General features: G+C 46.7%; 26 protein-coding genes and 1 pseudogene. 20 read left to right on the top strand and 7 right to left on the bottom strand.

The features are described 5' to 3' along the window. Window positions 1–11 precede the first annotated feature (11 nt). Window positions 12–1736: an ABC transporter ATP-binding protein gene (locus tag ACW5MY_RS17760; protein WP_013353940.1), complete on the top strand. Its 1725-nt coding sequence runs from the start codon at window positions 12–14 to the stop codon at window positions 1734–1736. A gap of 77 nt (window positions 1737–1813) precedes the next feature. Here ACW5MY_RS17760 and ACW5MY_RS17755 read toward each other — a convergent pair whose 3' ends face one another. The 3 genes from ACW5MY_RS17755 to cls form a co-directional block, all read right to left on the bottom strand. Continuing rightward, the gene (locus tag ACW5MY_RS17755; RefSeq protein WP_289393999.1) at window positions 1814–2077 is read right to left on the bottom strand and encodes a hypothetical protein; all 264 of its coding nucleotides are present in this window, start codon (window positions 2075–2077) and stop codon (window positions 1814–1816) included. Window positions 2078–2145: 68 nt separating this feature from the next. Next, on the bottom strand, window positions 2146–3108 hold the full coding sequence (gene uvsE / locus ACW5MY_RS17750) for a UV DNA damage repair endonuclease UvsE (protein ID WP_013353938.1): 963 nt from the start codon (window positions 3106–3108) through the stop codon (window positions 2146–2148). A gap of 12 nt (window positions 3109–3120) precedes the next feature. Beyond that, window positions 3121–4320 carry a cardiolipin synthase gene (gene cls, locus ACW5MY_RS17745; protein ID WP_013353937.1) on the bottom strand — a complete coding sequence of 400 codons (1200 nt, stop codon included), beginning with the start codon at window positions 4318–4320 and terminating at the stop codon, window positions 3121–3123. 139 nt (window positions 4321–4459) lie between these two features. Here cls and ACW5MY_RS17740 point away from each other — a divergent pair, with 139 nt between their 5' ends. The 3 genes from ACW5MY_RS17740 to pyrG all read left to right on the top strand — a co-directional run bounded on the left by ACW5MY_RS17740 (window position 4460) and on the right by pyrG (window position 9171). After that, on the top strand, window positions 4460–6568 hold the full coding sequence (locus ACW5MY_RS17740; protein ID WP_013353936.1) for a (Fe-S)-binding protein: 2109 nt from the start codon (window positions 4460–4462) through the stop codon (window positions 6566–6568). 227 nt (window positions 6569–6795) lie between these two features. Beyond that, entirely contained in the window at window positions 6796–7323 is a 528-nt protein-coding gene (gene rpoE / locus ACW5MY_RS17735) for a DNA-directed RNA polymerase subunit delta (RefSeq protein WP_013353935.1), read from the top strand. A gap of 240 nt (window positions 7324–7563) precedes the next feature. Beyond that, window positions 7564–9171, top strand: coding sequence for a glutamine hydrolyzing CTP synthase (pyrG, locus tag ACW5MY_RS17730; protein ID WP_013353934.1), 1608 nt, complete (start codon window positions 7564–7566; stop codon window positions 9169–9171). Between the two features lie 46 nt (window positions 9172–9217). Here pyrG and ACW5MY_RS17725 read toward each other — a convergent pair whose 3' ends face one another. Beyond that, window positions 9218–9739, bottom strand: a complete 522-nt coding sequence (locus ACW5MY_RS17725; RefSeq protein WP_013353933.1) for a DUF2529 domain-containing protein — start codon at window positions 9737–9739, stop codon at window positions 9218–9220. A 164-nt stretch (window positions 9740–9903) separates the two neighbouring features. Here ACW5MY_RS17725 and spo0F point away from each other — a divergent pair, with 164 nt between their 5' ends. The 11 genes and pseudogenes from spo0F to ACW5MY_RS17670 all read left to right on the top strand — a co-directional run bounded on the left by spo0F (window position 9904) and on the right by ACW5MY_RS17670 (window position 20364). After that, window positions 9904–10278, top strand: a complete 375-nt coding sequence (gene spo0F, locus ACW5MY_RS17720) for a sporulation initiation phosphotransferase Spo0F (protein ID WP_012118670.1) — start codon at window positions 9904–9906, stop codon at window positions 10276–10278. A gap of 176 nt (window positions 10279–10454) precedes the next feature. Continuing rightward, complete coding sequence (locus tag ACW5MY_RS17715; protein WP_013353932.1) at window positions 10455–11312, top strand: class II fructose-bisphosphate aldolase; 858 nt, start codon at window positions 10455–10457, stop codon at window positions 11310–11312. A 118-nt stretch (window positions 11313–11430) separates the two neighbouring features. Continuing rightward, window positions 11431–12069, top strand: a complete 639-nt coding sequence (gene fsa, locus ACW5MY_RS17710; RefSeq protein WP_013353931.1) for a fructose-6-phosphate aldolase — start codon at window positions 11431–11433, stop codon at window positions 12067–12069. A 297-nt stretch (window positions 12070–12366) separates the two neighbouring features. Next, on the top strand, window positions 12367–13656 hold the full coding sequence (locus ACW5MY_RS17705; protein WP_013353930.1) for a UDP-N-acetylglucosamine 1-carboxyvinyltransferase: 1290 nt from the start codon (window positions 12367–12369) through the stop codon (window positions 13654–13656). A gap of 33 nt (window positions 13657–13689) precedes the next feature. Continuing rightward, complete coding sequence (gene glpX, locus ACW5MY_RS17700) at window positions 13690–14655, top strand: class II fructose-bisphosphatase (protein ID WP_014471158.1); 966 nt, start codon at window positions 13690–13692, stop codon at window positions 14653–14655. A 201-nt stretch (window positions 14656–14856) separates the two neighbouring features. Next, window positions 14857–15024: pseudogene (locus tag ACW5MY_RS17695) on the top strand (hypothetical protein). A 39-nt stretch (window positions 15025–15063) separates the two neighbouring features. Continuing rightward, window positions 15064–16350 (top strand): transcription termination factor Rho, encoded by a 1287-nt coding sequence (gene rho, locus ACW5MY_RS17690; protein ID WP_003151107.1) that lies wholly within the window; start codon window positions 15064–15066, stop codon window positions 16348–16350. Between the two features lie 122 nt (window positions 16351–16472). Continuing rightward, entirely contained in the window at window positions 16473–16673 is a 201-nt protein-coding gene (gene rpmE, locus ACW5MY_RS17685) for a 50S ribosomal protein L31 (protein ID WP_003151132.1), read from the top strand. 83 nt (window positions 16674–16756) lie between these two features. Then, the gene (locus ACW5MY_RS17680) at window positions 16757–17347 is read left to right on the top strand and encodes a thymidine kinase (RefSeq protein WP_014471156.1); all 591 of its coding nucleotides are present in this window, start codon (window positions 16757–16759) and stop codon (window positions 17345–17347) included. Window positions 17348–17623: 276 nt separating this feature from the next. Then, window positions 17624–19321, top strand: coding sequence for an oxaloacetate-decarboxylating malate dehydrogenase (gene malS, locus ACW5MY_RS17675; protein ID WP_289393996.1), 1698 nt, complete (start codon window positions 17624–17626; stop codon window positions 19319–19321). 86 nt (window positions 19322–19407) lie between these two features. Continuing rightward, a complete protein-coding gene (locus tag ACW5MY_RS17670) occupies window positions 19408–20364 on the top strand; it encodes an AEC family transporter (RefSeq protein ID WP_013353926.1) in 957 nt (318 codons plus the stop codon). Window positions 20365–20397: 33 nt separating this feature from the next. On the opposite strand, the gene racA is transcribed toward ACW5MY_RS17670, so the two are convergent. Both racA and gloA2 read right to left on the bottom strand, forming a co-directional pair. Further along, complete coding sequence (gene racA, locus ACW5MY_RS17665) at window positions 20398–20961, bottom strand: chromosome-anchoring protein RacA (protein ID WP_013353925.1); 564 nt, start codon at window positions 20959–20961, stop codon at window positions 20398–20400. Between the two features lie 111 nt (window positions 20962–21072). Continuing rightward, the gene (gene gloA2 / locus ACW5MY_RS17660; RefSeq protein WP_014471155.1) at window positions 21073–21456 is read right to left on the bottom strand and encodes an SMU1112c/YaeR family gloxylase I-like metalloprotein; all 384 of its coding nucleotides are present in this window, start codon (window positions 21454–21456) and stop codon (window positions 21073–21075) included. A gap of 111 nt (window positions 21457–21567) precedes the next feature. Here gloA2 and prfA point away from each other — a divergent pair, with 111 nt between their 5' ends. The 3 genes from prfA to ACW5MY_RS17645 all read left to right on the top strand — a co-directional run bounded on the left by prfA (window position 21568) and on the right by ACW5MY_RS17645 (window position 23848). Continuing rightward, entirely contained in the window at window positions 21568–22638 is a 1071-nt protein-coding gene (gene prfA, locus ACW5MY_RS17655; protein ID WP_014471154.1) for a peptide chain release factor 1, read from the top strand. A 1-nt stretch (window position 22639) separates the two neighbouring features. After that, complete coding sequence (gene prmC, locus ACW5MY_RS17650) at window positions 22640–23500, top strand: peptide chain release factor N(5)-glutamine methyltransferase (protein ID WP_045512670.1); 861 nt, start codon at window positions 22640–22642, stop codon at window positions 23498–23500. A 69-nt stretch (window positions 23501–23569) separates the two neighbouring features. Further along, window positions 23570–23848 (top strand): DUF5316 family protein, encoded by a 279-nt coding sequence (locus ACW5MY_RS17645; RefSeq protein ID WP_289393994.1) that lies wholly within the window; start codon window positions 23570–23572, stop codon window positions 23846–23848. On the opposite strand, the gene ACW5MY_RS17640 is transcribed toward ACW5MY_RS17645, so the two are convergent. Then, window positions 23835–24209 (bottom strand): UPF0715 family protein, encoded by a 375-nt coding sequence (locus ACW5MY_RS17640; RefSeq protein ID WP_013353920.1) that lies wholly within the window; start codon window positions 24207–24209, stop codon window positions 23835–23837. The genes ACW5MY_RS17645 and ACW5MY_RS17640 overlap by 14 nt on opposite strands. Before the next feature lie 160 nt (window positions 24210–24369). Here ACW5MY_RS17640 and spoIIR point away from each other — a divergent pair, with 160 nt between their 5' ends. After that, window positions 24370–25050 (top strand): stage II sporulation protein R, encoded by a 681-nt coding sequence (gene spoIIR / locus ACW5MY_RS17635; RefSeq protein ID WP_462061635.1) that lies wholly within the window; start codon window positions 24370–24372, stop codon window positions 25048–25050. 71 nt (window positions 25051–25121) lie between these two features. After that, on the top strand, window positions 25122–25565 hold the full coding sequence (locus ACW5MY_RS17630) for a GNAT family N-acetyltransferase (protein WP_013353918.1): 444 nt from the start codon (window positions 25122–25124) through the stop codon (window positions 25563–25565). Window positions 25566–25685 lie beyond the last annotated feature (120 nt).

The raw sequence follows: 25685 nt of genomic DNA, 5'->3' as shown, positions 1-25685 counted from the left end.
AGGACAGAATCGTGCTGCGACAATTTTTTTCTTATTATAAACCGTACAAAAAGCTGTTTTTTCTCGACTTCTTTTCTGCCATCGCAGGCGGGTTGATGGAGCTGAGTTTTCCTCTGATTGTCAATTACTTTATCGATACATTGCTCCCGGGGCGGGATTGGAGTCTGATTATTTTGACTTCTATCGCTTTGTTCGGGGTGTACGCTCTCAGCTCGGCACTTCAGTATGTTGTGACGTATTGGGGCCATATGCTCGGTATTAACATTGAAACCGATATGCGGAAAAAGCTTTTTGACCATCTGCAAAAGCTTTCGTTCAAATTTTACGATAACAACAAAACGGGCAGTTTAATGTCTAAGCTCACCAATGATTTGATGTATATCGGAGAAACGGCCCACCACGGACCCGAGGACCTGTTTATCGCGATCATGACGATTTTGGGCGCTTTCGGCGTCATGCTGTTCATTAACTGGCAGCTCGCGCTGTTGACCTTTATCATTATGCCGGTCGTCATTTGGCTTGCTTTGTATTTCAATAAAAAAATGACCTCCGCGTTTACAAAACTGAACAAAGATGTCGGTGATTTCAGCGCGAGGGTCGAAAATAACATCGGCGGCATCCGCCTTGTCCAGGCTTTCAGCAATGAAGCGTTTGAAAAGCAGCGGTTTGACGTGAACAACCAGCGGTTCCGCAAGACAAAACTGACGTCATATAAAATCATGGCCAAAAACGGTTCAATCAGTTACATGCTGACAAGATTCGTCACGCTGTTCGTCCTGTTGTGCGGCACATGGTTCGTCATTCGCGGATCATTATCCTACGGAGAATTCGTTGCTTTTGTGCTGCTGACGAACGTTCTGTTCCGTCCGATTGATAAGATCAACGCAATTATTGAGATGTATCCGAGAGGCATTGCCGGTTTTAAAAGCTTTATGGAAATACTGGAAACGGAGCCTGATATCAAGGATGCCCCGCACGCGAGACATGTACCCGGTTTAAAAGGGAATATCCGCTATGATCATGTGTCATTCGGCTATGAAGAAAACAATCCGGTGCTGTCCGGCATCAATTTATCCATTCATGCGGGGGAGACAGTCGCATTTGTCGGGCCTTCGGGAGCGGGGAAATCAACGCTGACAAGTCTGCTTCCGCGTTTTTATGAGCCGTCTGAAGGCGTCATATCCATCGACGGCATCGACATTAAGGACATGACGCTGTCATCTCTGCGGGGACAAATCGGCGTCGTCCAGCAGGATGTCTTTCTGTTTTCCGGCACATTACGGGAAAACATTGCTTACGGGCGGCTGGACGCGTCTGAGGAAGAGATCTGGCAGGCCGTCCGGCAGGCGCATTTAGAGGATTTGGTAAACGGGTATCCCGACGGTTTGAACACGGTGATCGGCGAGCGCGGCGTGAAGCTGTCAGGCGGGCAGAAACAGCGGCTTTCCATCGCCAGAATGTTTTTGAAAAACCCGTCGATCTTAATTTTGGATGAGGCTACATCAGCTCTCGACACAGAAACGGAAGCCGCCATTCAAAAGTCTCTGCAAAAACTGTCTGAAGGACGCACGACTCTTGTGATCGCCCATCGGCTGGCTACGATTAAGGATGCGGACCGGATCGTCGTCGTTACGAAAGAAGGCATTGCTGAACAAGGACACCATAAGGAACTGCTGGCATCCGGCGGCATGTACCAGAGACTTCATCAGGCGCAATTCGGCGAGCTGATTCATTAATAAAGAAAAAAGGAGAGACGAACGGGGCCGAGCGGCCTCCTGTCTCTCCTTTTTTTATGTATCCGTATTTAATGGGCTTATTTTTGCGCAGGTTCGATCATATGTTTGAAACGGTCAATAAGCTGAACCGCTTTCTTTCCTTCCACTACAATTAAATATTCTTGTTCTTTATGAGCCATTCTGAAAGTTTCCAGTTCGATGATATCTTTGATTTTGCACATCGTTTTTTTAGAGTAGATATACAGCTCGTGGCCTCCTGTGTGGCAAAGCTGATAAAGCTGAAGCATGTTTCTTAAAGTGAATTTCTTAGCGGCTATTTTCAAAGATGTAATGTTTTTCATGTGTTTTCTCCTCCGTCTGATGGTCTGTTATTTCGGAAATTCCCCAGATAATCGGGTGATAAACCTGGTTATGATTTCCACCTCAGCACGCCTCCCGCCAGGCGTTTGACTCCGCGGATGGCGCTTAATTCTTCGACGAGCCGAAGCAGCGCCCGGTCTTTCTCTTTTGCTTCAATCATAAAGTCGATGTCCGTATCCCATTGTCTGAACCGCTCCAGCACCGGCAGGATGAAATTCGCATCCACATAGTCGGCATGACTGCGGATAGCTGCTTCTGATTTTGGTGAGGAGAGGTGGACTTTCGGCCTTAAGCCGATCCGTTGCCATGTTTTAATCATCCGCGGGAGAATGTCATCCAAATCAGCGTCATCGGTCGGATTGGCGTAAAAATGGTGGTAATCAAACACAAATGGAATGCCTTCTTGTTCACATACACTGAGTGTTTCTTCAGACGTATACGTTTTATCATCGTTTTCCAAAGTCATCCGCTGTTTGATAATATCGGGGAGCTCTTTCAAGTTCATGCCGAAACGGCCAAGCGCGCTTTGTTTGTCGCCGTAAGCGCCCCCGACATGAATGTTAATGACGGCACGATCCGCGATGCCCATAGCGTCCAGCATGTCATAATGATAGGCCATATCCTTGACCGCATTTGCGGTAATCTCCTGTTTCGGGCTTGTGAAAAGGGTGAACTGGTTCGGATGAAAACTCGTTCTGAGATCATATTTTCTGACCAGCTCGCCGATCTCGCGGAACTCCTGGCGAAACGGCGTGACAAAATCCCACCGCACATCCGGATGGGTGGCGAGCGGCACAATCGAGCTTGAGAACCTGTACAGCGGGATGCCGTGTCCGATCACATAGTGGATGGTGCGCAGCGTATTGGTAAGATTTGCTTTCGTCACAGAAAGCAGGGCCTCTTTCCGTTCGCTTGCGGAAAGTGTTGTATAGCGCGCATACGTTAAGGTTTTTGCGGGGGATGCGTCCCAAAGACACGTGGCGTTTGAGACGAATCCGAATTTGAACAGCATAGGGTTTCTCCTTTATAAAAAATAAGATATGGCCTTACCCAGCCATTCTGCAGGAAGCTGTCTGACGGAGCGCTGTTTCACTTTTTCTAAGGTGAGGAGCTCGGATTTTTCGATGTCCTGCTTTATGGTTGAGAGCACTTCCTCAGTAAAGGTCTCATCATTAATGATGACATTCACTTCTTCATTCCAGAACAGGCTCCGTTTATCAAAATTCGGCGTGCCGATAATGCTGATACGGTCATCAATAATGAGGGCTTTGACATGATAAAAGCCTTGATAATACCGGTAGATGAGGCAGCCGGCCTTCAGAAGCTCGGGATAATAGGCAAAAGCTGTTTCCCGAACGAGCGGGTGGTCTGACTTCATTGGCACAATCAAAGTCACTTTGACGCCTTTTCGGCAGGCCGAAATAAGCGCTGCCTGAAGCTTTTTGCTCGGTACATAATAAGGCGTGCAGATAATGATGTTTTTCTCCGCTTTAAGGATGCAGCTTTCATAATGCGATTCAAGCGAAAAACCGTCAGACGCATATGTCCTATGAGTGATATTCCCTTCGGATAACGGCGGATAAACCTCGGGTGATTCCAGTGTTTTTCCGGTGCTTCGTTTCAGATCGTTTGCAAAAAGAGTCTGGAGATCCGCAGTGCCTTCGCCGGTCATCCGCAGGTGATAATCCTCCCAGTTTCCGAACTTCGCTTTTTTGCCGAGATACTCTTCCGCGATATTAAATCCGCCGACATAGCCGATTTTGCCGTCAATGACGGTCACTTTCCGGTGATTCCGTTTTTGCAGCCTGAAAAAAAGATACGGAAATCCCGGTTTGTTCAGAAAATGAACGTGAACGCCGGCTTTTTTCATTGTTTGAATGGAAGGTTTTTTCACTTGACGGCTGCCCGCCCAATCGAGCAGCAGATATACGGAGACGCCGGCCTGCGCCTTTTCTTTCAATAAATGAAACATATCATGGCAGACTTGGTCGTTCTTCATAATAAAAAACATCATATGAATAGAAGAGACGGCTTGGCGGATATCATCCGTCATTTGCTGCACAAGCTCGCCGCCGCAGTGAATGAGTCTGATATCACTCTTTTTCGGCGCGAAAACGGGTTCGTACGCCTGTTTTTTGTACGCCGCCCGGCCAAGCAGCATATCAAGCAGCATAAGTGCGATGAATATAATGAAAATGACAAGCAACACAAAAAAGACCTTCATACCGACGCCTCCTTTCCGAAGTATCGGTAGTGTGCCCCGAGAATCCGAATTTAATTATTGACTGAACACTCATTCATTATTTATGATAAAGTAAAGATATGACAATGAAGAGGGGAATCAGAACAAAGGGGGAGACAAGATGAACGCTTTTCTCATGGTAAACGCGCTGCTGTTCTTAGCTGTAACCGCTTACGCCGTTTATTTATTCGTTTACCTGAGCAGAACGAGGATAGCTTATATTAAGCTCGGCCAGAGGGAAGAATTTGATAAACGCCTGAAAGAACGCTTGCAGAAGATATGGGTGAATGTGTTCGGACAGAAAAAATTGCTGAAAGATAAAAAAAGCGGAATCATCCACGTTCTGTTTTTTTACGGTTTTATACTCGTTCAGTTCGGCGCTATTGATTTTATTCTGAAAGGGCTGCTTCCTGACCGGCATTTGCCGTTCGGCCCGCTTTATCCGGCATTTACCTTTTTTCAGGAAATTGTCACGTTTCTTATTTTAGTTGCCGTGGTCTGGGCGTTTTACCGGCGCTACATTGAAAAACTCGTCAGACTGAAACGAGGGTTTAAGGCGGGGCTTGTCCTCCTGTTTATCGGCGGACTGATGGTGACGGTGCTTCTCGGGAACGCCATGAACCTTTTATGGCACGATCATTCTCTGTCTTGGACTGAACCGATCGCTTCCTCGATTGCGTTTGTGCTCGGCGGTCTTTCAGCGCCGGTGGCAGCCGCCGTGTTTTATGTTTCATGGTGGCTTCATCTGTTGTTCCTGCTCAGCTTTTTAGTGTACGTGCCGCAATCAAAGCATGCGCACTTAATTGCGGGTCCGGCGAATGTGTTCCTCAGCAGGCTTGATTCAAAAGGAAAGCTGGAAAAAATCGATTTCACCGATGAGACAAAAGAAAGCTACGGCGTCGGAAAGATTGAAGACTTCCGCCGCTCTCAGCTTGTTGATCTTTATGCCTGCGTCGAGTGCGGACGCTGTACAAATATGTGTCCGGCCTCCGGTACGGGCAAAATGCTATCGCCGATGGATCTCATTTTAAAGCTCAGAGACCACCTGACGGAAAAAGGCGCTGCCGTGACGTCAAAATCTCCGTGGGTGCCCGCGCCCGTTTTTCAGCACACGAAAGCGAATCAGCTCGCAGCTGCTTCCTCAGGGGGAGGATCGCGTGAAGCGGCGGCAGCCATTGACTACAACCCGAGCTTAATCGGCGAGGTTATCACGGAAGAGGAGATCTGGGCGTGCACCACATGCCGCAATTGTGAAGATCAATGCCCGGTCATGAATGAACACGTTGATAAAATTATCGACCTGCGCCGCTATCTCGTGCTTACGGAAGGGAAGATGGACAGCGACGCGCAGCGGGCGATGACAAGCATTGAAAGACAGGGAAACCCGTGGGGCTTAAACCGGAAAGAGCGGGAAAACTGGCGGGAGCAGACCGATACGGAGATTCTGACGGTGAAAGAAATGAAAAAACAAGATAAAGAGTTCGAATACTTGTTTTGGGTCGGTTCAATGGGTTCCTATGACAACAGGAGCCAAAAGATTGCCGTCTCATTTGCAAAGCTGCTCAATGAAGCGGGCGTATCCTTTGCGATTCTCGGCAATAAAGAAAAAAACTCAGGCGATACACCGCGCCGTTTGGGCAATGAGTTTCTGTTCCAAGAGCTGGCGGAACACAACATCGGCGAATTTGAAAAACACGGGATCAAAAAAATCGTCACGATTGATCCGCACGCCTATAATATGTTCAAAAATGAATATCCGGATTTCGGATTCCGGGCCGAAGTCTATCATCATACTGAATTATTAGCCGAGCTAGTGTCGCAGGGGAAATTAAAACCGCTTCACCCGGTGAATGAAACGATTACTTTCCATGACTCATGCTATTTAGGCAGATACAATGAGGTGTATGAGCCGCCGAGAGCGATTTTAAAAGCTATTCCGGGTGTTCAATTGAAAGAAATGGAGCGAAGCCGTGAAAACGGAATGTGCTGCGGCGCCGGGGGAGGACTCATGTGGATGGAAGAAGAAACGGGAGCGAGAATCAACACGGCCCGGACCGAGCAGGCGCTTTCAGTCAGCCCGACGGTCATCAGCTCCGGCTGCCCTTACTGCCTGACCATGCTCGGTGACGGTACGAAAGCGAAAGAAGCCGAAGACGAGATCGGCACTTATGATGTCAGTGAATTGCTCGCCATGTCTGTATTCGGCGCGGAAAAACAAGAGTCTTTATAGAGAAAAGCAGGCCGCCCGCGCATATGCCGGCGGCTTTGTTTTCGCGCATCGGCCGAATTATGAAGGAACGGCTCTAAAATTTCTTAAATTACACTGTTAAGGGTAGCATATTCTGTTTTAATTTGTTTATAATGAGAGGTATGGTTTGTGAACAAAACAATACAAAATCGTTCTTATTATAGGATAGAAACAGATACATATAAGTAATAGAAAGGGAGTGTCCGACCTTGAGTATCAAACAATATTCTCAGGAACAGCTGAAGCAGATGGCTTTAGTTGAAATCGCTCACGAAATTTTCTCAGAACATAAAAAACCGGTTCCGTTCCAGGAGCTGCTGAATGAAATTATCTCCTTGCTCGGTGTTACGAAAGAGGAACTGGGTGACCGTATCGCCCAATTTTATACCGACCTCAACATTGACGGCCGCTTCATTGCTCTGTCAGACCAGACATGGGGGCTTCGCAGCTGGTATCCGTACGATCAGCTGGACGAAGAAACACAGCCGACTGTAAAAGCGAAAAAGAAAAAAGCGAAAAAAGCCGTTGAGGAAGATCTTGATCTTGACGAATTCGAGGAAGTTGATGAAGACGACATCGATCTCGATGAAATGGAAGAAGATATTGACCTTGACGCAGACAGCTTTGACGACGAAGATATCGATGAAGAAGATGACGACGAGCTTGAGATCGAAGACGATATGATTGAAGAAGATGAGGAAGAATATGATGATGAAGACGAGGATCGCAAAGACTGATCCCATATCAGCAAAACGATCTTGACTTTCATTGTCGAACTATGTAGTATGTATTTTGGGCTCTTCAAAAAGAAGAGAATTCATAAGAGTGCTACGCTCCCTTTCAAGAAATTGAAAGGGAGCTTTCTTATTTTCATCTCCCAAATTCTTTTACACATCATTTGTTTTTAGTGAAATGATTTTCTATAAAACGGCACATTTTAAAGAATGTAGCGCAGACCGAAGAGAGGAGCAAACGAAATGACGAAATACATTTTTGTAACCGGGGGAGTTGTATCTTCACTCGGAAAAGGAATTGTGGCAGCATCACTGGGCCGCCTTTTGAAAAACAGAGGCATGAGCGTCACTATCCAAAAATTTGACCCTTATATCAACGTTGACCCGGGAACGATGAGCCCGTATCAGCACGGTGAGGTATTCGTTACCGATGACGGTGCTGAGACTGACCTTGACTTAGGGCATTATGAGCGTTTCATTGACATTAATCTGAACAGATTCAGCAACGTGACGACCGGTAAAATCTACTCTGCCGTCTTGAAAAAAGAACGCCGCGGGGACTACCTCGGGGGAACGGTGCAGGTCATTCCGCATATCACAAATGAACTGAAAGACCGCGTTTACCGTGCCGGCAAAGAAACAAACGCGGATGTTGTCATTACTGAAATCGGCGGAACAGTCGGAGACATCGAATCTCTTCCGTTCCTGGAAGCCATCCGTCAAATGAAAAGCGACATCGGCCACGAAAACGTGATGTACATCCACTGTACGCTTGTGCCGTACATCAAAGCGGCGGGCGAGCTGAAAACAAAACCGACGCAGCACAGCGTAAAAGAGCTGAGAAGCCTAGGCATTCAGCCTAATATCATCGTCGTGCGCACAGAGATGCCGATTTCTCAAGATATGAAAGATAAAATCGCACTGTTCTGCGATATTGACACGAAAGCGGTTATCGAATGTGAAGATGCGGACAACCTTTACTCCATCCCGCTTAACCTTCAGGAGCAGGGACTCGATAAGCTTGTCTGCGATCATATGAAATTAGAGTGCAAAGAACCAGATATGACGGAATGGAAAGACCTTGTCACGAAAGTGAAAAACTTGTCTAAAACCATTACAATCAGTCTCGTCGGAAAATATGTCGAGCTTCAGGACGCTTACATTTCAGTCGTTGAATCACTCCGCCACGCGGGCTATGCGTTTGACGCCGATGTGAAGATCAAATGGATTAACGCTGAAGAAGTGACAGAAAGCAATATTCAAGAGCTGACAAGCGGCACAGACGGAATCATCGTGCCGGGCGGTTTCGGAGACCGCGGCGTAGAAGGAAAAATCATCGCCGCCAAGTATGCGCGTGAACAAAAAATTCCGTTCTTCGGCATCTGCCTCGGTATGCAGATTGCATCCATTGAATATGCCCGAAACGTATTAGGTCTGGAAGGGGCTCACTCTGCGGAGATCGATCCGTCTACTCCTTATCCGATCATCGACCTTCTTCCTGAACAAAAAGATGTCGAGGATCTTGGAGGAACGCTTCGTCTCGGACTGTACCCTTGTAAGCTTCAGGAAGACACGAAAGCTTTCGAAGCCTATGCGGATGAAGTGGTATACGAGCGCCACCGCCACCGTTATGAATTCAACAACGAATACAGACAGCAAATGGAAGAGAACGGTTTTGTGTTCTCAGGCACAAGCCCTGACGGCCGCCTTGTGGAAATCATCGAGCTGAAAGACCATCCTTGGTATGTCGCTTGCCAATTCCACCCTGAGTTCAAATCAAGACCGACAAGACCTCAGCCTTTATTCAAAGACTTTATCGGCGCTTCCGTACAAGCTGCAGAAGAGAAGTAATAAAAAAAAGACTTGCCTCCGTTAAGCGGCAAGTCTTTTTTCTGAATTAGGCATATTCCTGCATCATTTCCTTTAACGTAAAGGACAGTGCGTGATAGATATACAGGCCTGTCATTAATGAAGGAAACCCGTATCTTGTTCCGTCTTCATCGGGCAGAAGCGGCATTTTTAATTTGCTGTCAATATGAACATCGCAAAATTCCTCAATCCCGGTTTGGTCCTTGATGACGGGAGATACGCAGACGAGGCCGACGCCTTTTTCATAAAGCTTTTGAGCCAGCGCCTGTTCCTCAGCCGTGCCCGGACTCGAACAGAACATCAGCACTCTGTCGCTTTCTGTAATCGAATCAGCTGTATCCGGAAACGCTTTGACGGCAGGCATCGGTTCGGAGCCGAGTTCCGCCTCGCACAAAATGCCCTGCATCTCATTTGCGCCGTATAAATAAATGGAATGGCCGCTGACGGCTGCCTGCGCCAGCAGCCGCGCGCCGTCTTCTATTGCTTCGGATTCCTTATCCTGAATGCGGGAAAAAATGCCTGCAAGCTGCGTCGTAAAGATCTTTAACATGAGTGAAACCTCCTTTACACATACAAGAACAGTATACAACAAAAGAGAAAATGCTCAGAAAATGTCGGAAAGTAGACTATTATAATTAAAGGAAATGTGAAAATCAAACAGAATACATAAACAACTGCTTACTTTTGACGAAAATGATAATATTGGGGTGTAAAATGATGAATGAAAAGATTTTAATCGTAGATGACCAATACGGTATACGTATATTGCTCAATGAAGTGTTTCATAAAGAAGGGTACCAGACGTTTCAGGCTGCCAACGGCATTCAGGCGCTGGACATCGTAACGAAGGAACGGCCCGATCTCGTGCTTTTAGATATGAAAATCCCCGGCATGGACGGAATCGAAATTCTCAAACGAATGAAAATGATCGACGAATCCATCCGCGTTATTATTATGACCGCTTACGGAGAACTCGATATGATTAAGGAATCAAAAGAGCTCGGCGCGCTGACCCATTTTGCCAAACCTTTTGACATTGATGAGATCAGAGACGCAGTGAAAAAATATTTACCTCTAAAATCGAATTAATAAAATTAGAAACAATTATGTCATTGTGTTGCCGATTTGTCGAAAAGTTGGTATCCTAGAGATGGAGAAAAAGCGATCTGTTGTTTTACATATGACAGGTTTTTATGGTCATGCTATAGGGTGGAAAGCTTTTTTCGAGAAGAAGCAAATCAGGCTACATAAGGAGGACTTTCGACATGCCTTTAGTTTCAATGACGGAAATGTTGAATACAGCTAAAGAAAAAGGATATGCTGTTGGACAATTTAACTTAAATAACCTTGAGTTCACTCAAGCTATTTTACAAGCAGCACAAGAGGAAAAATCCCCGGTTATTCTTGGTGTTTCAGAAGGCGCGGGACGCTACATGGGCGGCTTCAAAACAGTGGTTGCCATGGTTAAAGCTCTTATGGAAGAATACAAAGTGACAGTACCTGTTGCCATTCACTTAGACCACGGTTCAAGCTTTGAATCTTGTGCGAAAGCGATTCATGCGGGTTTCACTTCTGTAATGATCGACGCATCTCACCATCCGTTTGAGGAAAACGTAGCAACTACAGCTAAAGTGGTTGAGCTTGCTCATTTCCACGGCGTTTCAGTTGAAGCTGAGCTCGGAACTGTCGGCGGACAGGAAGATGACGTTATCGCTGAAGGCGTAATCTATGCTGACCCTAAAGAGTGTCAAGAACTTGTAGAGCGCACTGGCATCGACTGCCTTGCACCTGCATTGGGTTCTGTTCACGGTCCTTACAAAGGCGAACCGAACCTTGGTTTCAAAGAAATGGAAGACATCGGCAAAACAACCGGCCTTCCGTTAGTACTTCATGGCGGTACAGGAATTCCGACTGCCGACATTAAAAAATCAATCTCACTTGGTACGGCTAAAATCAACGTAAACACTGAGAACCAAATTTCTTCTGCAAAAGCTGTCCGCGAAACATTGGCAGCTAAGCCGAACGAATACGATCCTCGTAAATATCTTGGACCTGCTCGTGAAGCGATCAAAGAAACGGTTATCGGCAAAATGCGTGAGTTCGGTTCTTCAAACCAAGCTTAATCCAAATGTAACACCCATAACCGCCTGACAGCTTTGACAGGCGGTTTTATGTCTTACCTTTAGAAAGCGCAATCATGTTTTACAGTTCTGAAAATTTATTACTGGGGAGGCTTTCCTTATGTTATTTTTCATTGATACAGCAAACATTGACGAGATTAAAGAAGCTTATGAACTTGGCGTTCTTGCCGGAGTTACGACAAACCCTAGTTTAGTGGCAAAAGAAGCTGACGTGTCTTTCCATGACAGACTGCGTGAGATTACGGAAGTCGTGAAAGGATCTGTAAGCGCGGAAGTCATTTCCCTGAACGCTGAAGAAATGATTGAAGAAGGTAAAGAACTTGCGAAAATCGCGCCGAATATCACGGTAAAAATTCCGATGACGTCTGAAGGATTAAAAGCCGTAAAAGCGCTGAGCGACCTGAACATTAAAACAAACGTGACGCTCATCTTCAGCGCCAACCAGGCGCTTTTGGCCGCCAGAGCCGGAGCGACTTATGTTTCTCCGTTCTTAGGCCGTCTGGATGATATCGGTCATAACGGTCTTGAACTGATTTCAGAAATAAGACAGATTTTTGACCTTCATGACATTGATACACAAATCATCGCAGCTTCCATCCGTCATGCGCAGCACGTGACTGAAGCCGCTTTACGCGGTGCCCATATCGGTACGATGCCGCTGAAAGTTATTCACCAGCTGACAAAGCACCCGTTAACGGATAAAGGCATCGAGCAATTCTTGGCAGACTGGAATAAATAAGGGCGAAAAGGGCGGCAAACCGGTTGCATCCGTTTGCCGCACCCTTATGTTTTCCTGTTTGACGGCGGGCCTTCAATATCAAAGTTCCCCGGAATGTAAACCCGGCGGGTCTCTGTGCATCCTATGTTAAAAATGCCCCGCAAAGCTTCGCTATTTTCTTCCTGTTATTTTATAATGTCCTTGTATTCTTTCTCTTCGAATTGGCTACATTTTGGACAAGAGCTTTATTTGCAGAGACAGAATAAAATGCCATTTTATTTACGCTCCGCAGCTATCTTCTTATGGAAGGAGACTATCATGGAAAAGTTGAATATTGCCGGCGGCGACCCGTTGAACGGAACCGTACATATCAGCGGCGCGAAAAACAGCGCCGTCGCATTGATACCCGCAACCATTCTGGCAAATTCCGAAGTAACGATTGAAGGGCTTCCGGAGATCTCAGATATTGAAACGCTGCGTGACCTGCTGAAAGAAATCGGCGGAAACGTCCATTTTGAAAAAGGAGAAATGGTCGTTGATCCTTCACCGATGATCAGCATGCCGCTTCCTAACGGCAAAGTGAAAAAACTCCGGGCTTCCTATTATTTAATGGGTGCGATGCTCGGGCGTTTCAAGCAGGCGGTCATCGGACTGCCGGGCGGATGCCATCTCGGGCCGCGGCCGATAGACCAGCACATAAAAGGGTTTGAGGCGCTTGGGGCAGAAGTCACCAATGAACAAGGCGCGATTTATCTGCGAGCCGAAAGGCTGAGAGGCGCACGGATTTATTTAGATGTCGTCAGCGTGGGAGCGACGATCAATATCATGCTTGCCGCTGTACTGGCTGAAGGAAAAACCGTGATAGAAAACGCCGCCAAGGAACCTGAGATTATTGATGTTGCCACATTGCTCACCAGCATGGGCGCAAAGATAAAAGGCGCCGGAACCAATGTGATCAGAATCGATGGCGTGAAAGAGCTGCACGGATGCAGGCATACCATCATCCCGGACAGAATTGAGGCGGGCACCTTTATGATCGCCGGCGCCGCGATGGGGAAAGAAGTCATTATTGATAATGTCATACCGACTCACCTGGAGTCTTTAACGGCAAAGCTCAGGGAAATGGGTTTTCACATTGAGACGAGTGATGATCAGCTGCTCATGCTCGGCGGGCAGAAGCAGATAAAACCGGTCGACGTGAAAACGCTTGTTTACCCGGGATTCCCGACTGACCTTCAGCAGCCGATGACATCTCTGTTAACGAGAGCGAGCGGCACGAGCGTCGTGACTGATACCATCTACTCGGCCAGATTTAAACATATTGATGAACTGAGACGGATGGGCGCCAACATGAAAGTGGAAGGCAGATCGGCTATTATCACCGGTCCGGCCGAGCTTCAGGGCGCAAAAGTAAAGGCGAGCGATCTGCGGGCGGGCGCTTGTCTGGTCGTAGCAGGGCTGATGGCTGACGGCGTAACCGAAATTACCGGTCTTGAGCATTTGGACCGCGGCTACAGCAATCTTGAGAAAAAACTCGAAGGTCTGGGCGCCACAATCTGGCGGCAAGGGCTGACGGACGAAGAAATAGAACAGCTGCAAAATTCATAGAAATGCGGACTTTTGAGAGGAGATCGTGTTGAAATGGAAAGAAGCTTATCAATGGAATTGGTTCGAGTTACTGAAGCGGCGGCTTTAGCATCTGCCAGATGGATGGGCCGCGGGAAAAAGGATGAAGCCGATGATGCGGCGACAAGCGCAATGCGTGACGTGTTTGACACGGTGCCGATGAAAGGCACGGTCGTGATCGGGGAAGGCGAGATGGACGAAGCGCCGATGCTTTACATCGGCGAAAAGCTCGGAAACGGATACGGCCCCCGCGTCGATGTCGCCGTCGATCCTCTTGAAGGCACAAACATCGTAGCCAGCGGCGGCTGGAATGCACTGACGGTGATCGCGGTCGCTGATCATGGAACACTGCTGAATGCTCCTGATATGTATATGGAAAAAATCGCGGTCGGACCTGAAGCGGTAGGCTGCATCGATATCGAAGCTCCTGTCATTGATAACTTAAAAGCTGTTGCGAAAGCGAAAAACAAAGACATTGAAGATGTCGTGGCGACCATTTTAAATCGTGACAGACATGAAAGAATCATCTCTGAATTGCGTGAGGCGGGCGCCAGGATCAAACTGATCAATGACGGTGATGTCGCGGGCGCCATCAATACGGCCTTTGACCATACGGGCGTAGACATTCTTTTCGGTTCAGGCGGGGCTCCTGAAGGCGTGCTGTCTGCCGTTGCGTTAAAAGCGCTCGGCGGAGAAATCATCGGCAGGCTTCGTCCGCAAAGTGCAGAAGAGCAAGCCCGCTGTGAGCGGATGGGCCTTGATGTGTCCAAAGTGCTCCGTTTGGAGGACCTTGTGAGAGGTGACGACGCCATTTTTGCCGCAACGGGCGTAACGGACGGAGAGCTTTTGAAAGGCGTTCAGTTCAAAGGCTCCGTCGGCACGACCGAAAGTCTGGTCATCCGGGCGAAATCAGGAACGGTCCGATTCGTTGACGGAAGGCACAGCCTGAAGAAGAAACCAAATCTTGTCATCCGGCCATAAATAGAGAAAAGCGGGACGGGAAGTCCCGCTTTTCTTTTGCAAAAAAGAGTCAACCCTATCATTTATATGTCAAAGCATTATTTAAGTTGAATAATTTTTTAAAATGAGGTAAAAATAAAGAGTGCTGCGATTTTTCTGTGTAATTCCTTCTTTTGAGTACTGGGAAATTTTCAAATTCTACCGCATACAGACGATATAAATATTGATCTTCTCAAGTTTTTGTCCTCGCTTCCTTCAAAACTCATTAAGACATTCCTTTTTTAAAAAAAGCGCCGATCATGGGTGGAAGTGTTACCGATAGAAGTTCCTGAACGTTTTATAAAAGAATGTGCTTTGGCGGAATCATGCAAAGCAGCCGATTTTGAATGAAAACAGCAATACATTGACTATGAAAAGCGTGGTGTTTTTATGAAAGACGTATCTATTTCCTCTTTGGAAAATATGAAATTAAAAGAACTATACGAACTGGCAAGACATTATAAAATCTCCTACTACAGCAAACTGACCAAAAAAGAATTAATCTTTGCGATACTGAAAGCCAACGCCGAGCAGGAGGATCTTCTGTTTATGGAAGGCGTGCTCGAAATCATCCAATCGGAAGGATTCGGCTTCCTCAGACCGATTAATTACTCGCCAAGCTCAGAAGACATCTACATTTCTGCTTCCCAGATCCGCCGCTTTGATTTAAGAAACGGTGACAAAGTATCCGGCAAGGTGCGCCCGCCGAAAGAAAACGAACGCTATTACGGACTTTTGCACGTTGAAGCGGTAAATGGTGATGATCCGGAATCTGCGAAAGAGCGCGTCCATTTTCCTGCGCTGACTCCGCTTTACCCGGATCGCCAAATGGTGCTCGAGACGAAACCGAATTATCTCTCAACACGAATTCTCGATATGATGGCTCCCGTCGGATTCGGCCAGCGCGGTCTGATCGTAGCGCCGCCGAAAGCCGGTAAAACTATGCTGTTAAAAGAAATCGCTAACAGCATTACGACAAATCAGCCTGACGCTGAATTGATCGTTCTCTTAATTGACGAAAGACCGGAAGAAGTAACGGATATTGAACGTTCCGTAGCGGGCGATGTCGTCAGCTCGACGTTCGATGAAGTGCCGGAAAATCACATCAAGGTAGCTGAGCTTGTGCTGGAACGGGCGATGCGTCTCGTTGAACACAAAAAAGACGTTATCATCCTGATGGACAGCATTACCCGTTTGGCGCGTGCCTACAACCTTGTCATCCCGCCTAGCGGACGTACGCTTTCCGGCGGTATTGACCCGGCTGCATTCCATCGTCCGAAGCGCTTTTTCGGAGCCGCGAGAAACATTGAAGAGGGCGGCAGCCTGACCATTTTGGCGACGGCGCTCGTAGACACGGGCTCCCGGATGGATGACGTCATCTATGAAGAATTTAAAGGAACGGGCAACATGGAGCTTCACCTTGACCGTTCTCTTGCGGAAAGACGGATTTTCCCGGCGATCGATATCCGCCGCTCAGGCACACGGAAGGAAGAACTGCTCGTGCCGAAAGAGCATCTTGACCGTTTATGGGCGATCCGCAAATCGATGTCTGATTCTCCGGACTTCGCAGAGAAGTTTATGAGAAAAATGAAAAAAACGAAAACGAATCAGGAATTCTTCGATCTGATCAACCAAGAATGGAAGCAGGCAAACCTTTCATCATCAGCCCGCCGCTGATAAAAAATGTATTTGCAAATGCAGTAAATGACTGATATAATTCTCTCATATGCGTTCCGGATTCAATCCGGAATAATAACTCTGTTTCCACACGGGATTCAGGGCGGAAGGAGATGGATACAATGAAAGCAGGAATTCATCCTAATTTCAAAAAAGCAACAGTTAAATGCGCTTGCGGAAATGAATTTGAAACAGGCTCAGTAAAAGAAGAGGTACGCGTTGAGATTTGCTCTGAATGCCACCCATTCTACACTGGACGTCAAAAATTCGCTTCTGCTGATGGTCGTGTTGATCGCTTTAACAAAAAATACGGTCTTAAGTAATAATAGATTTTACAGGCAGGCAAGAATTGCTTCTTGCCTGTTTTTTATGTCTATAAACAGGAAAAAAGGGGAGCGGATAGCCTATGTACATAATGAAGCAAAGCGGATGGCTTGAGCTGATATGCGGCAGCATGTTCTCTGGAAAGTCAGAAGAGCTGATCCGCAGAGTGAAAAGGGCGACATATGCGAAGCAGGAAGTCAAGGTGTTCAAACCTGCCATTGATAATCGCTACAGTGAGGAAGCCGTCGTTTCTCACAATGGCACATCCATGACAAGCCACGTCATCTCGTCCTCGGCTGAAATATGGGATCATATCAGTGAAAGCACGGACGTCATCGCGGTAGATGAAGTGCAGTTTTTCGGCGAATCAATCATTGATGATTTATCCATGCTTGCTGATAAAGGCTATCGTGTCATCGCGGCCGGACTTGATATGGATTTCCGGGGAGAGCCGTTCGGCGTTGTGCCGGACCTGATGGCGGTTGCCGAATCGGTAACGAAACTGCAGGCGGTCTGCTCTGTCTGCGGGTCACCGGCAAGCCGTACGCAGCGTTTAATTGACGGGAAGCCCGCTTCCTATGATGATCCGGTCATTTTAGTCGGCGCGTCGGAGTCATACGAAGCGAGATGCAGACATCATCACGAAGTCCCGAAAAAACAGACTGATAAATAACCCTTTTCATGAAAACATCGGAAAAAAATCCGGTGTTTTTTTATCGTTTTTTCAAAAATTGTAGTTAAATAATTTAAAAAAGAGTATGAAAAAATTAAGTAATTTTCATCTCTTGAATTTTCATTTTTACAGGCATAAAATGACTAAGTAATGTAAATAGTTATGAGACATTGTTCGAATAATTGTCAAAAAAAGATATAGCAGATCGCGATCGCACTAGCCAAAACGGGTAATTACTTAACTTTGTTAACTATTTGAAGAAAGAAGGAGATTTTCTTGAATAATATTAAAGTAACGAAGGAAGGCAACTTAGAAACTACTTTAAGAGGAAAAGAAGTTCTATCTATCCCTGCTTTAAATAAAGGTGTTGCGTTTTCAGCAGAGGAAAGAAAAAGCCTTGGATTAGACGGGCTGCTTCCTCCGACAATTCTGTCTCTTGATGAGCAGGCAAAACGCGCATACGAGCAGTTTCAGGCTCAGCCGGACCGCCTTCGCCAAAACGTGTATTTGAACGATTTGCAAAACCGTAACGAAGTTCTTTTCTTTAAATTGCTTCAAAACCATCTTCGTGAAATGCTGCCGGTTGTTTACACACCGACTGTCGGTGAAGCGATTCAAGAATACAGCCATGAGTACAGAAGACCTCAAGGAATTTACCTTTCTATCGACAATGTGGAAGGAATTGAAGAAGCATTTGAAAATCTTCATGCCACTGCGGGCGATATTGATCTGATCGTTGCGACAGATTCAGAAAGCATCCTCGGAATCGGTGACTGGGGCGTAGGCGGTATCAACATCGCCATCGGTAAATTAGCCGTATACACAGCTGCTGCCGGTATTGACCCAAGCCGTGTTATTCCTGTTGTTCTTGACGTCGGTACAAACAACGAGAAACTTCTGAACGATCCTTTATACATCGGTAACCGCCATGAACGTATCCAAGGCGAACGTTACGAAGCTTTCATTGACGCTTATGTAAAAGCTGCGCTTAAATATTTCCCTAAAGCTCTTCTTCACTGGGAAGACCTTGGAAACAAAAACGCGCGCAATATCATGAAGAAATACAATCACGAAATTCTTACATTCAACGATGACATTCAAGGAACTGGTGCGATTACGCTTGCAGGTGTTCTTGCGGCTATGAAGAAAACAGGCGCGTCTATTAAAGATCAGCGTGTGGTTGTCTTCGGTGCGGGATCTGCCGGAATCGGAATCGCTGACCAAATCCGCGACACTATGGTGCTTGCCGGTCTTTCTGAAGAAGAAGCCAACAAAGCGTTCTACACAATGGACTACAGAGGCTTGCTGATTGAAGGCATGGAAAACATTCTTGATTTCCAACAGCCGTACCTGCGTACAGCTGAAGAAATTAAAGATTGGAAACGCGATGAAAATGGACAAATTCCTTTCATTGAAGTCATCCGTCAAGCGAAACCGACTATCTTAATCGGTACATCAGGCCAAAGCGGCGCATTCAGTGAAGAAATCGTGAAAGAAATGGCTAAACACGTTGAGCGTCCGGTCATCATGCCGATGTCTAACCCGACACCGCTTGCTGAAGCCGTTCCTAGCGATCTTTTCAAATGGACTGACGGTAAAGTGCTTGTGGCGACAGGAAGCCCGTTTGACAATGTCGAGTACAATGGCGTTTCTCATGAAATCGGACAATCTAACAACGCATTCGCGTTCCCTGGACTTGGTCTTGGTTCAATCGTTGTAGAAGCGAAAGTGATTACTCCTGCAATGTTTGCGGCAACTGCTGACGCAATCGCAGAAAGCGTTGATTTTGAAACACCGGGTGCAGGCCTTCTGCCGAGCATGAGCGACTTACAAGAAGTTTCAATTAAAGTTGCGATCGCCGTAGCGGAAACTGCAATTAAAGAAGGCGTGGCAAACCGCATTCCTGAAAATGTGGAACAAGCCGTTCTTGATGCAATGTGGAAACCGCAATATAAACAAGTTGTAGCTAAATAATTTGTACGATTAATTTTACAGTCCGAGGGAAAGCTTTTATCTAAAGGCTAAAGTATACGGACATTAAGGATTTGGAGGAGAACATTTTGAGCTTCTTAGATATTCTAATCCTCCTGGCACCGATCTTTTTCGTGATCGTGCTGGGTTGGTTCGCAGGTCGCTTCGGAAGTTATGACGCGAAGTCAGCAAAAGGGGTAAGCACCTTAGTTACGAAGTACGCGCTTCCGGCGCATTTTATCGCCAGCATTTTAACCACTTCAAGAAGTGCGTTTTTAACACAGATTCCTTTGATGATCGCTTTGATCATCGGGATCGTCGGATTCTATATCGTCATTTTGCTGGTATGCAAATTTATCTTTAAGTATGATTTAACGAATTCATCTGTCTTTTCTTTAAACTCAGCACAGCCGACATTTGCGTTTATGGGTATTCCTGTACTCGGAAGCTTGTTCGGCGCAAACGAAGTAGCGATTCCTATCGCCGTTACGGGTATCGTGGTTAACGCCATGCTTGATCCGCTTGCGATCATTATCGCTACTGTCGGTGAGTCATCTAAGAAACAGGACAATGAAAATGAAAGCTTCTGGAAAATGACTGGTAAGTCTATTCTTCACGGTCTTTCCGAACCGCTTGCGGCTGCACCGCTTATCAGTATCATTCTTGTGCTTTTCGGTGTAAGTCTTCCTGAGCTGGGCGACAAAATGCTTGAACAGCTCGGCAGCACAACATCAGGTGTTGCGCTCTTCGCCGTCGGTGTAACTGTCGGTATCCGCAACATTAAGCTCAGTCTGCCGGCTTTCGGTATCGCTTTGTTAAAAGTTGCCGTTCAGCCTGCACTGATGTACCTGATCGCTCTTGCAGTCGGACTTCCGGCTGACCAGATCACAAAAGCGGTATTGCTTGTTGCATTCCCTGGATCTGCGGTAGCGGCGATGATTGCCACACGTTTCGAAAAACAAGAGGAAGAAACTGCGTCTGCGTTCGTAATCAGTGCGATTTTATCTTTGATCTCACTGCCGATCATCATTGCGCTGACCGCATAATAAAAAGCTCCCTGTTTCAGGGAGCTTTTTTGATTAGAATTGAAATTTAAAAGGTGAAAATCTGGTTTTTTTTCTGGATTTCTTATGTTCTGAAGAAGCGGCTGTTTCTGAGAGGGGAGCTGTCTGGGCAAGTTCCTGGATGCGGGAGGCCAATGTCTGCAATTCGGCATTGAGGTCGTCGATTTCCCGCCTGTGCTGAAGAAGCTGATATGAGACCCCTTCATCCGCTTTTTGTTTCAGCTGGCGTTCCAGCTCTTCTATTCTTGAAAGCAGATGGTTCCCGTCCTGTTTCTCTTTCGTGAGAACATCCAGTTTGCGCTCCAGCTCCGCCAGCCTTTGTTCGGTGCCGCCATTGATTTTCGAGCGCTGCAAAATAAAGCCCGTCCGTTTTTTCGGCTGCCGGGGCACTTGAACGTCCAGAAGAGCAGTGCCTTCAGAAATTTGCTGCTTGACCGATTTCAGCACATCAAGATCCTCAGACGTAAAAGAATAATGTCCGAGCTCGTTCCGTTCAGCCGGAAGATTCAGCTGCTTGACCCACCTTTGCACCGTTTTTGCGGAGACGCCGAGTTCTTTCGCGGCCATGTTTGTATTCATGATCACATACCTCCTTTTTTGCTAGGTATTCGACCATGAGGCGGCGTTCCCTTCACATTAGACAAAACAAGAAGGAATTCGCCAAAGAAAGCGGCATTTCTTCAAAAAACGTTACGCTTCATACAATTCAAGCGGAAGCTTGTCGGGATCGAAGAAAAAGGTAAAGCGTTTCCCCGTCAGCGGATCGGTTCTGATCGGTTCTGTTTCGATGCCTTTTTCCTTTAATTCCCGGACTGCTGCTTCAAGATCGTTTACAGTGAAGGCAAGATGCCGGAGACCGGCGGCTTCAGGGCGGGTCGGCCGTTCGGGCGGATCGGGGAAGGAAAACAATTCAATCACATACGCGCCGTCCAGCGCCAGATCGAGTTTATAAGACCCGCGCTCCTTTCGGTATGTTTCTTTCATAATGCCGAAACCGAGTATCTCGGTGTAAAAAGCTTTCGACTTTTCATAATCAGAGCATATGATTGCTATATGGTGGATGGATTTCAGCATATCCGCTCCTCCTTTTTTGCTTCAGTATAACAGAGGCGAATTGCTTTTGACTGGCGATAAACCCTATACTATAATGAGAATGTTACGCACAGGAAAACAGAGGTGAAGACCGTGTTAGACCGTTTACAGTCAATTGAACAACGATACGAAAAATTAAATGAGCTTTTAAGTGATCCGGAAGTGGTCAACGATCCGAAAAAGCTTAGAGAATATTCGAAAGAGCAATCTGATATACAAGAAACCGTTGAAGTCTATAGACAATACAGAGACGCATCAGAACAGCTTGCCGATGCAAAAGCGATGCTTGAGGATAAGCTTGATGCCGATATGAGAGAAATGGTGAAGGAAGAAATCTCCGAATTGCAGAGAGAGACTGAAACCTTATCAGAGCGTTTGAAAGTGCTCCTCATCCCGAAAGACCCGAACGATGACAAAAACGTCATCATGGAGATCCGCGGCGCAGCGGGCGGAGAAGAAGCCGCGCTGTTTGCGGGGAATCTCTACAGAATGTACTCCCGTTATGCCGAAGTCCAAGGCTGGAAGACCGAAGTCATGGAAGCAAGCGTGACCGGAACGGGCGGTTACAAGGAAATTATCTTTATGATTACGGGAAAAGGCGCGTACTCCAAGCTGAAATATGAAAATGGGGCGCACCGCGTGCAGCGTGTGCCGGAAACGGAATCAGGCGGCCGCATTCATACGTCTACGGCGACGGTGGCGTGTCTTCCTGAAGCGGAAGAAGTAGAAGTGGACATCCACGAAAAAGATATCCGCGTTGATACATTCGCATCAAGCGGACCGGGCGGACAAAGCGTAAACACGACAATGTCGGCCGTACGTTTAACGCATTTGCCGACAGGTGTCGTCGTATCCTGCCAGGATGAAAAATCACAAATCAAAAACAAAGAAAAAGCGATGAAGGTGCTCCGCGCCAGAGTCTATGACAAATTCCAGCAGGAAGCTCAGGCTGAATACGATCAAAACCGTAAATCAGCCGTCGGCTCAGGCGACCGTTCCGAACGTATCCGCACATACAATTTCCCGCAAAACCGTGTGACGGATCACCGCATCGGCCTGACGATTCAAAAGCTGGATCAAATCCTGGAAGGCAAGCTTGATGAAGTGGTTGAAGCACTAATCGTAGAAGACCAGTCAAGCAAGCTCCAGCAGGCGGAAAATTAAGATGAAGACCGTTTTTGAAGCCCTAAGCTGGGCTTCTTCTTATTTAACTGAAGCGGGAAGAGAAAAAAACGCGGCCGAGCTGCTGCTGTTAAATGATACCGGAATGGATCGGAGCAAGCTTCTCGCAAATCTGCAGGAGCCAGTCGGCGAGGACGAGCTTTACCGATTCAGACGGCATGTGGAAATGCATAAAGAAGGCGTTCCGATTCAATATATTATCGGGAAAGAACAGTTTTACGGCAGGGAATTTTTTGTGAATGACGATGTTCTCATTCCGCGTCCGGAAACGGAAGAAGTCGTCTTTCATCTGCTGGACAAACAGAAGCGGGTGTTTTCCGAGGGAGAACGCCTGAACGTCATTGATATCGGTACGGGGAGCGGAGCCATTGCGGTGACGCTTGCGCTTGAATGCGGACATTTTTCAGTAGCGGCTTCGGATATTTCAAAAGAAGCGCTTCAGGTGGCGGAAAGAAATGCGCAAAACCTCGGAGCGGACGTGCGCTTTTTGCAGGGAGACCTGTTAACTCCTTTTATTTCGTCAGGAAAAAAAGCAGACATTATTGTTTCCAATCCGCCGTATATTTCTGAAGAAGAGATGGCTGATTTATCGGATATCGTCCGTTTCCATGAGCCGCTTCATGCCCTTACAGACGGCGGTGACGGTTTGAAATTCTACAAGCGGTTTATGGAGGACCTGCCTCTTGTCATGAAGGATAAGGCGCTTGTCGTCTTTGAAATCGGATATAATCAGGGAAAAGCCGTGGAAGACCTGTTCCGTCATTCCTTTCCGAATGCGGAAGTGGAAGTCGTAAAGGACATAAACGGAAAAGACAGAACCGTTTCGGCGGTCATCAAATCATGAAAAAAGCCTGCCGGTGACGCACACGGCGGGCTTTTGTTACAATGGAAAGAAAATGAAAGGGGATCCGCCTTGAAAAAAGCGTTTGCCTTCGGATGTATACTGGCCGCCGCAGCTTATGCGGCAGGATTTGTTCTGCCGTTTGACTTTGATGTCATATTCGGTGCCGTTACGGCCGTTCTTATCATCACAGCGATCATTGTTTCCGGGCTGGCTGTAAGCGGAGCGGAGCAGCGGGCCAACTATCATTCTGAAACAAAAGAAGGACGGCACGCCCGTGTGAAGATGGCCGCCGTTTTCTTTTGCGCCGCTCTGCCTTCAGCCGTCTGTCTGCTGATTACGCTTCTGTAGCCGGGCTTTGTCTTTGCAGCAATACGGAATCCCACACCCAATAGACGATGGCTGTTAAAACCGCAAAGATATAAAAGGCTGAATTAGAAAACAAAGATTGGCCTGACGGCTGCAAAAGGCCGAAGATGAGCCCGTTTGCGACGAATGACGCCCCTAAATAATAAAGAAAATACACCGGGTGAAATCTCTTCGGCTTTTTATTCAGAAAGTATTGAAGCGGCAGCGCGAAAATTAAATAAGGAAACAAAAAATAAAACGCCATCGAAATGAAAGCCGCAATAATGAATTGATGAACGTACAAAATTGAATAAATGACAGACATACATGCCGCCGACAGCAGCACGGTGTAATTATATTTCATCTGAAAACCCTCCTATCAAAATAATATCGTACCATATTCTGAGTCTGTCAATGCAGATTATCAGCTTGCTAGATTTTTTTCTTCCCGCCGGTTTAAACCTTTTCCGTCATGTCCATAATGAGACTAGACAAAAAAGCACGGAGAGGAACGGTGGGGACCGATGAAACAGACAATGATGATTTGCATATATATTTTTCTTTTATTATCAGGAGCGCTTGCGGGTTTGACAAAAGAAGAAACGGCATGGGCATCAGCGAATGAGCCCGTTGTCATACCGGATGAAGCGATCCGGCTTAGGATTTTGGCCAACAGTGATAACGATGAGGATCAAAAGCTCAAGCGCCAGATCAGAGATGCTGTAAACAAGGAAATCACGGGCTGGGTGAAAGATATCACTTCCATTGAAGAAGCGCGCCGCCTCATTCGTTCGAAGCTCCCTGAAATTAAAGAAATCGCCAAACAAACGATGAAAGAAAAGGGTGCACATCAATCCGTATCCGTTGCATTCAATAAAATCTCGTTTCCGACAAAGCTTTACGGCAATATGGTCTATCCGGCCGGAAAATATGAAGCGATTTTAATTACACTCGGTAATGGTGAAGGCGCCAACTGGTGGTGTGTCTTGTTTCCGCCGCTGTGCTTCCTTGATTTCTCAAACGGTGAAGCAGTGAAAGACCAGGAAGACGGCGGACAGAAGCACGAAGAAACGAAGAAACAGACAGAAAAAGTGATGGATGACGTAAAAGCAAAGGCTGATAAAGCGAAGAAAGAAAATAAGGATGACGATAAAACCGAAGTGAAGTTTTTCCTCGTCGATTGGATTTCAGATCTGTTTTCCTGAAGGAAAAAGGCATAAATCCGGATTCGATTCATAGATTGGAAGAAAGAGTTGATCGAAACGGAGGGAAATATATGTTTTATCAGCTGAGAGTGGCAAGAGATCAAGATACGGAAGCGCTGGAGGCTTTTTTGAAAAAGGCCGATACGGCACATGCTGAAATCGATCAGCAGATCAGCCGATTTATCATGCTGGAGGACAGTGAAAAAAAGATTGCCGCCTGTCTCGGGATCGAAAAATTCAGCGGCGGAAAAGGGCTTCTTCGTTCACTCGTCATGTCGGACAGGCTGAACCAAAGCCATATCGTGACGCTGTTTCAAAGTATGGATGTGCTGTGTAAAAAACATGAAATTCAAGATGTCTACTTAGTCGCCAACCAGCCCTCATCTGCTGAATTTCTGACTGTGATGGGATTTGAAACATGCGCCGATGTGCCTGATGAACTGTATACGTCCGAGCATTTCCGCAATTCGTTATGCACAGAGGGTTCGTTTTTAATGGTGAAAACCACCGCCTAACCTTACTTATACACAAAGTTATCCACTTATTGAAAAGTGTTGTCCACAGTTTGTGGATAACACTTGTTTTATTTAAGGACATCTTTTATACTTTCAAAAGGAATACACGAGAGAAAATAA

The organism is Bacillus sp. Bwzl_19, assembly GCF_054900515.1.
The sequence above is the reverse complement of the archived record's forward strand: the minus strand, read 5'-3'. Positions and strand labels throughout refer to the sequence as shown.

Coding starts and splice junctions, on each gene's coding strand:
- racA (WP_013353925.1), bottom strand. CDS start 20,961: ATGAATACAAACATGGCCGCGAAAGAACTCGGCGTCTCCGCAAAAACG.
- cls (WP_013353937.1), bottom strand. CDS start 4,320: ATGAAGGTCTTTTTTGTGTTGCTTGTCATTTTCATTATATTCATCGCA.
- spoIIR (WP_462061635.1), top strand. CDS start 24,370: ATGAAACAGACAATGATGATTTGCATATATATTTTTCTTTTATTATCA.
- fsa (WP_013353931.1), top strand. CDS start 11,431: ATGTTATTTTTCATTGATACAGCAAACATTGACGAGATTAAAGAAGCT.
- uvsE (WP_013353938.1), bottom strand. CDS start 3,108: ATGCTGTTCAAATTCGGATTCGTCTCAAACGCCACGTGTCTTTGGGAC.
- glpX (WP_014471158.1), top strand. CDS start 13,690: ATGGAAAGAAGCTTATCAATGGAATTGGTTCGAGTTACTGAAGCGGCG.
- ACW5MY_RS17725 (WP_013353933.1), bottom strand. CDS start 9,739: ATGTTAAAGATCTTTACGACGCAGCTTGCAGGCATTTTTTCCCGCATT.
- ACW5MY_RS17715 (WP_013353932.1), top strand. CDS start 10,455: ATGCCTTTAGTTTCAATGACGGAAATGTTGAATACAGCTAAAGAAAAA.
- prmC (WP_045512670.1), top strand. CDS start 22,640: ATGAAGACCGTTTTTGAAGCCCTAAGCTGGGCTTCTTCTTATTTAACT.
- ACW5MY_RS17640 (WP_013353920.1), bottom strand. CDS start 24,209: ATGAAATATAATTACACCGTGCTGCTGTCGGCGGCATGTATGTCTGTC.
- gloA2 (WP_014471155.1), bottom strand. CDS start 21,456: ATGCTGAAATCCATCCACCATATAGCAATCATATGCTCTGATTATGAA.
- ACW5MY_RS17755 (WP_289393999.1), bottom strand. CDS start 2,077: ATGAAAAACATTACATCTTTGAAAATAGCCGCTAAGAAATTCACTTTA.
- pyrG (WP_013353934.1), top strand. CDS start 7,564: ATGACGAAATACATTTTTGTAACCGGGGGAGTTGTATCTTCACTCGGA.
- ACW5MY_RS17680 (WP_014471156.1), top strand. CDS start 16,757: ATGTACATAATGAAGCAAAGCGGATGGCTTGAGCTGATATGCGGCAGC.
- rpmE (WP_003151132.1), top strand. CDS start 16,473: ATGAAAGCAGGAATTCATCCTAATTTCAAAAAAGCAACAGTTAAATGC.
- rho (WP_003151107.1), top strand. CDS start 15,064: ATGAAAGACGTATCTATTTCCTCTTTGGAAAATATGAAATTAAAAGAA.
- ACW5MY_RS17630 (WP_013353918.1), top strand. CDS start 25,122: ATGTTTTATCAGCTGAGAGTGGCAAGAGATCAAGATACGGAAGCGCTG.
- spo0F (WP_012118670.1), top strand. CDS start 9,904: ATGATGAATGAAAAGATTTTAATCGTAGATGACCAATACGGTATACGT.
- ACW5MY_RS17740 (WP_013353936.1), top strand. CDS start 4,460: ATGAACGCTTTTCTCATGGTAAACGCGCTGCTGTTCTTAGCTGTAACC.
- ACW5MY_RS17705 (WP_013353930.1), top strand. CDS start 12,367: ATGGAAAAGTTGAATATTGCCGGCGGCGACCCGTTGAACGGAACCGTA.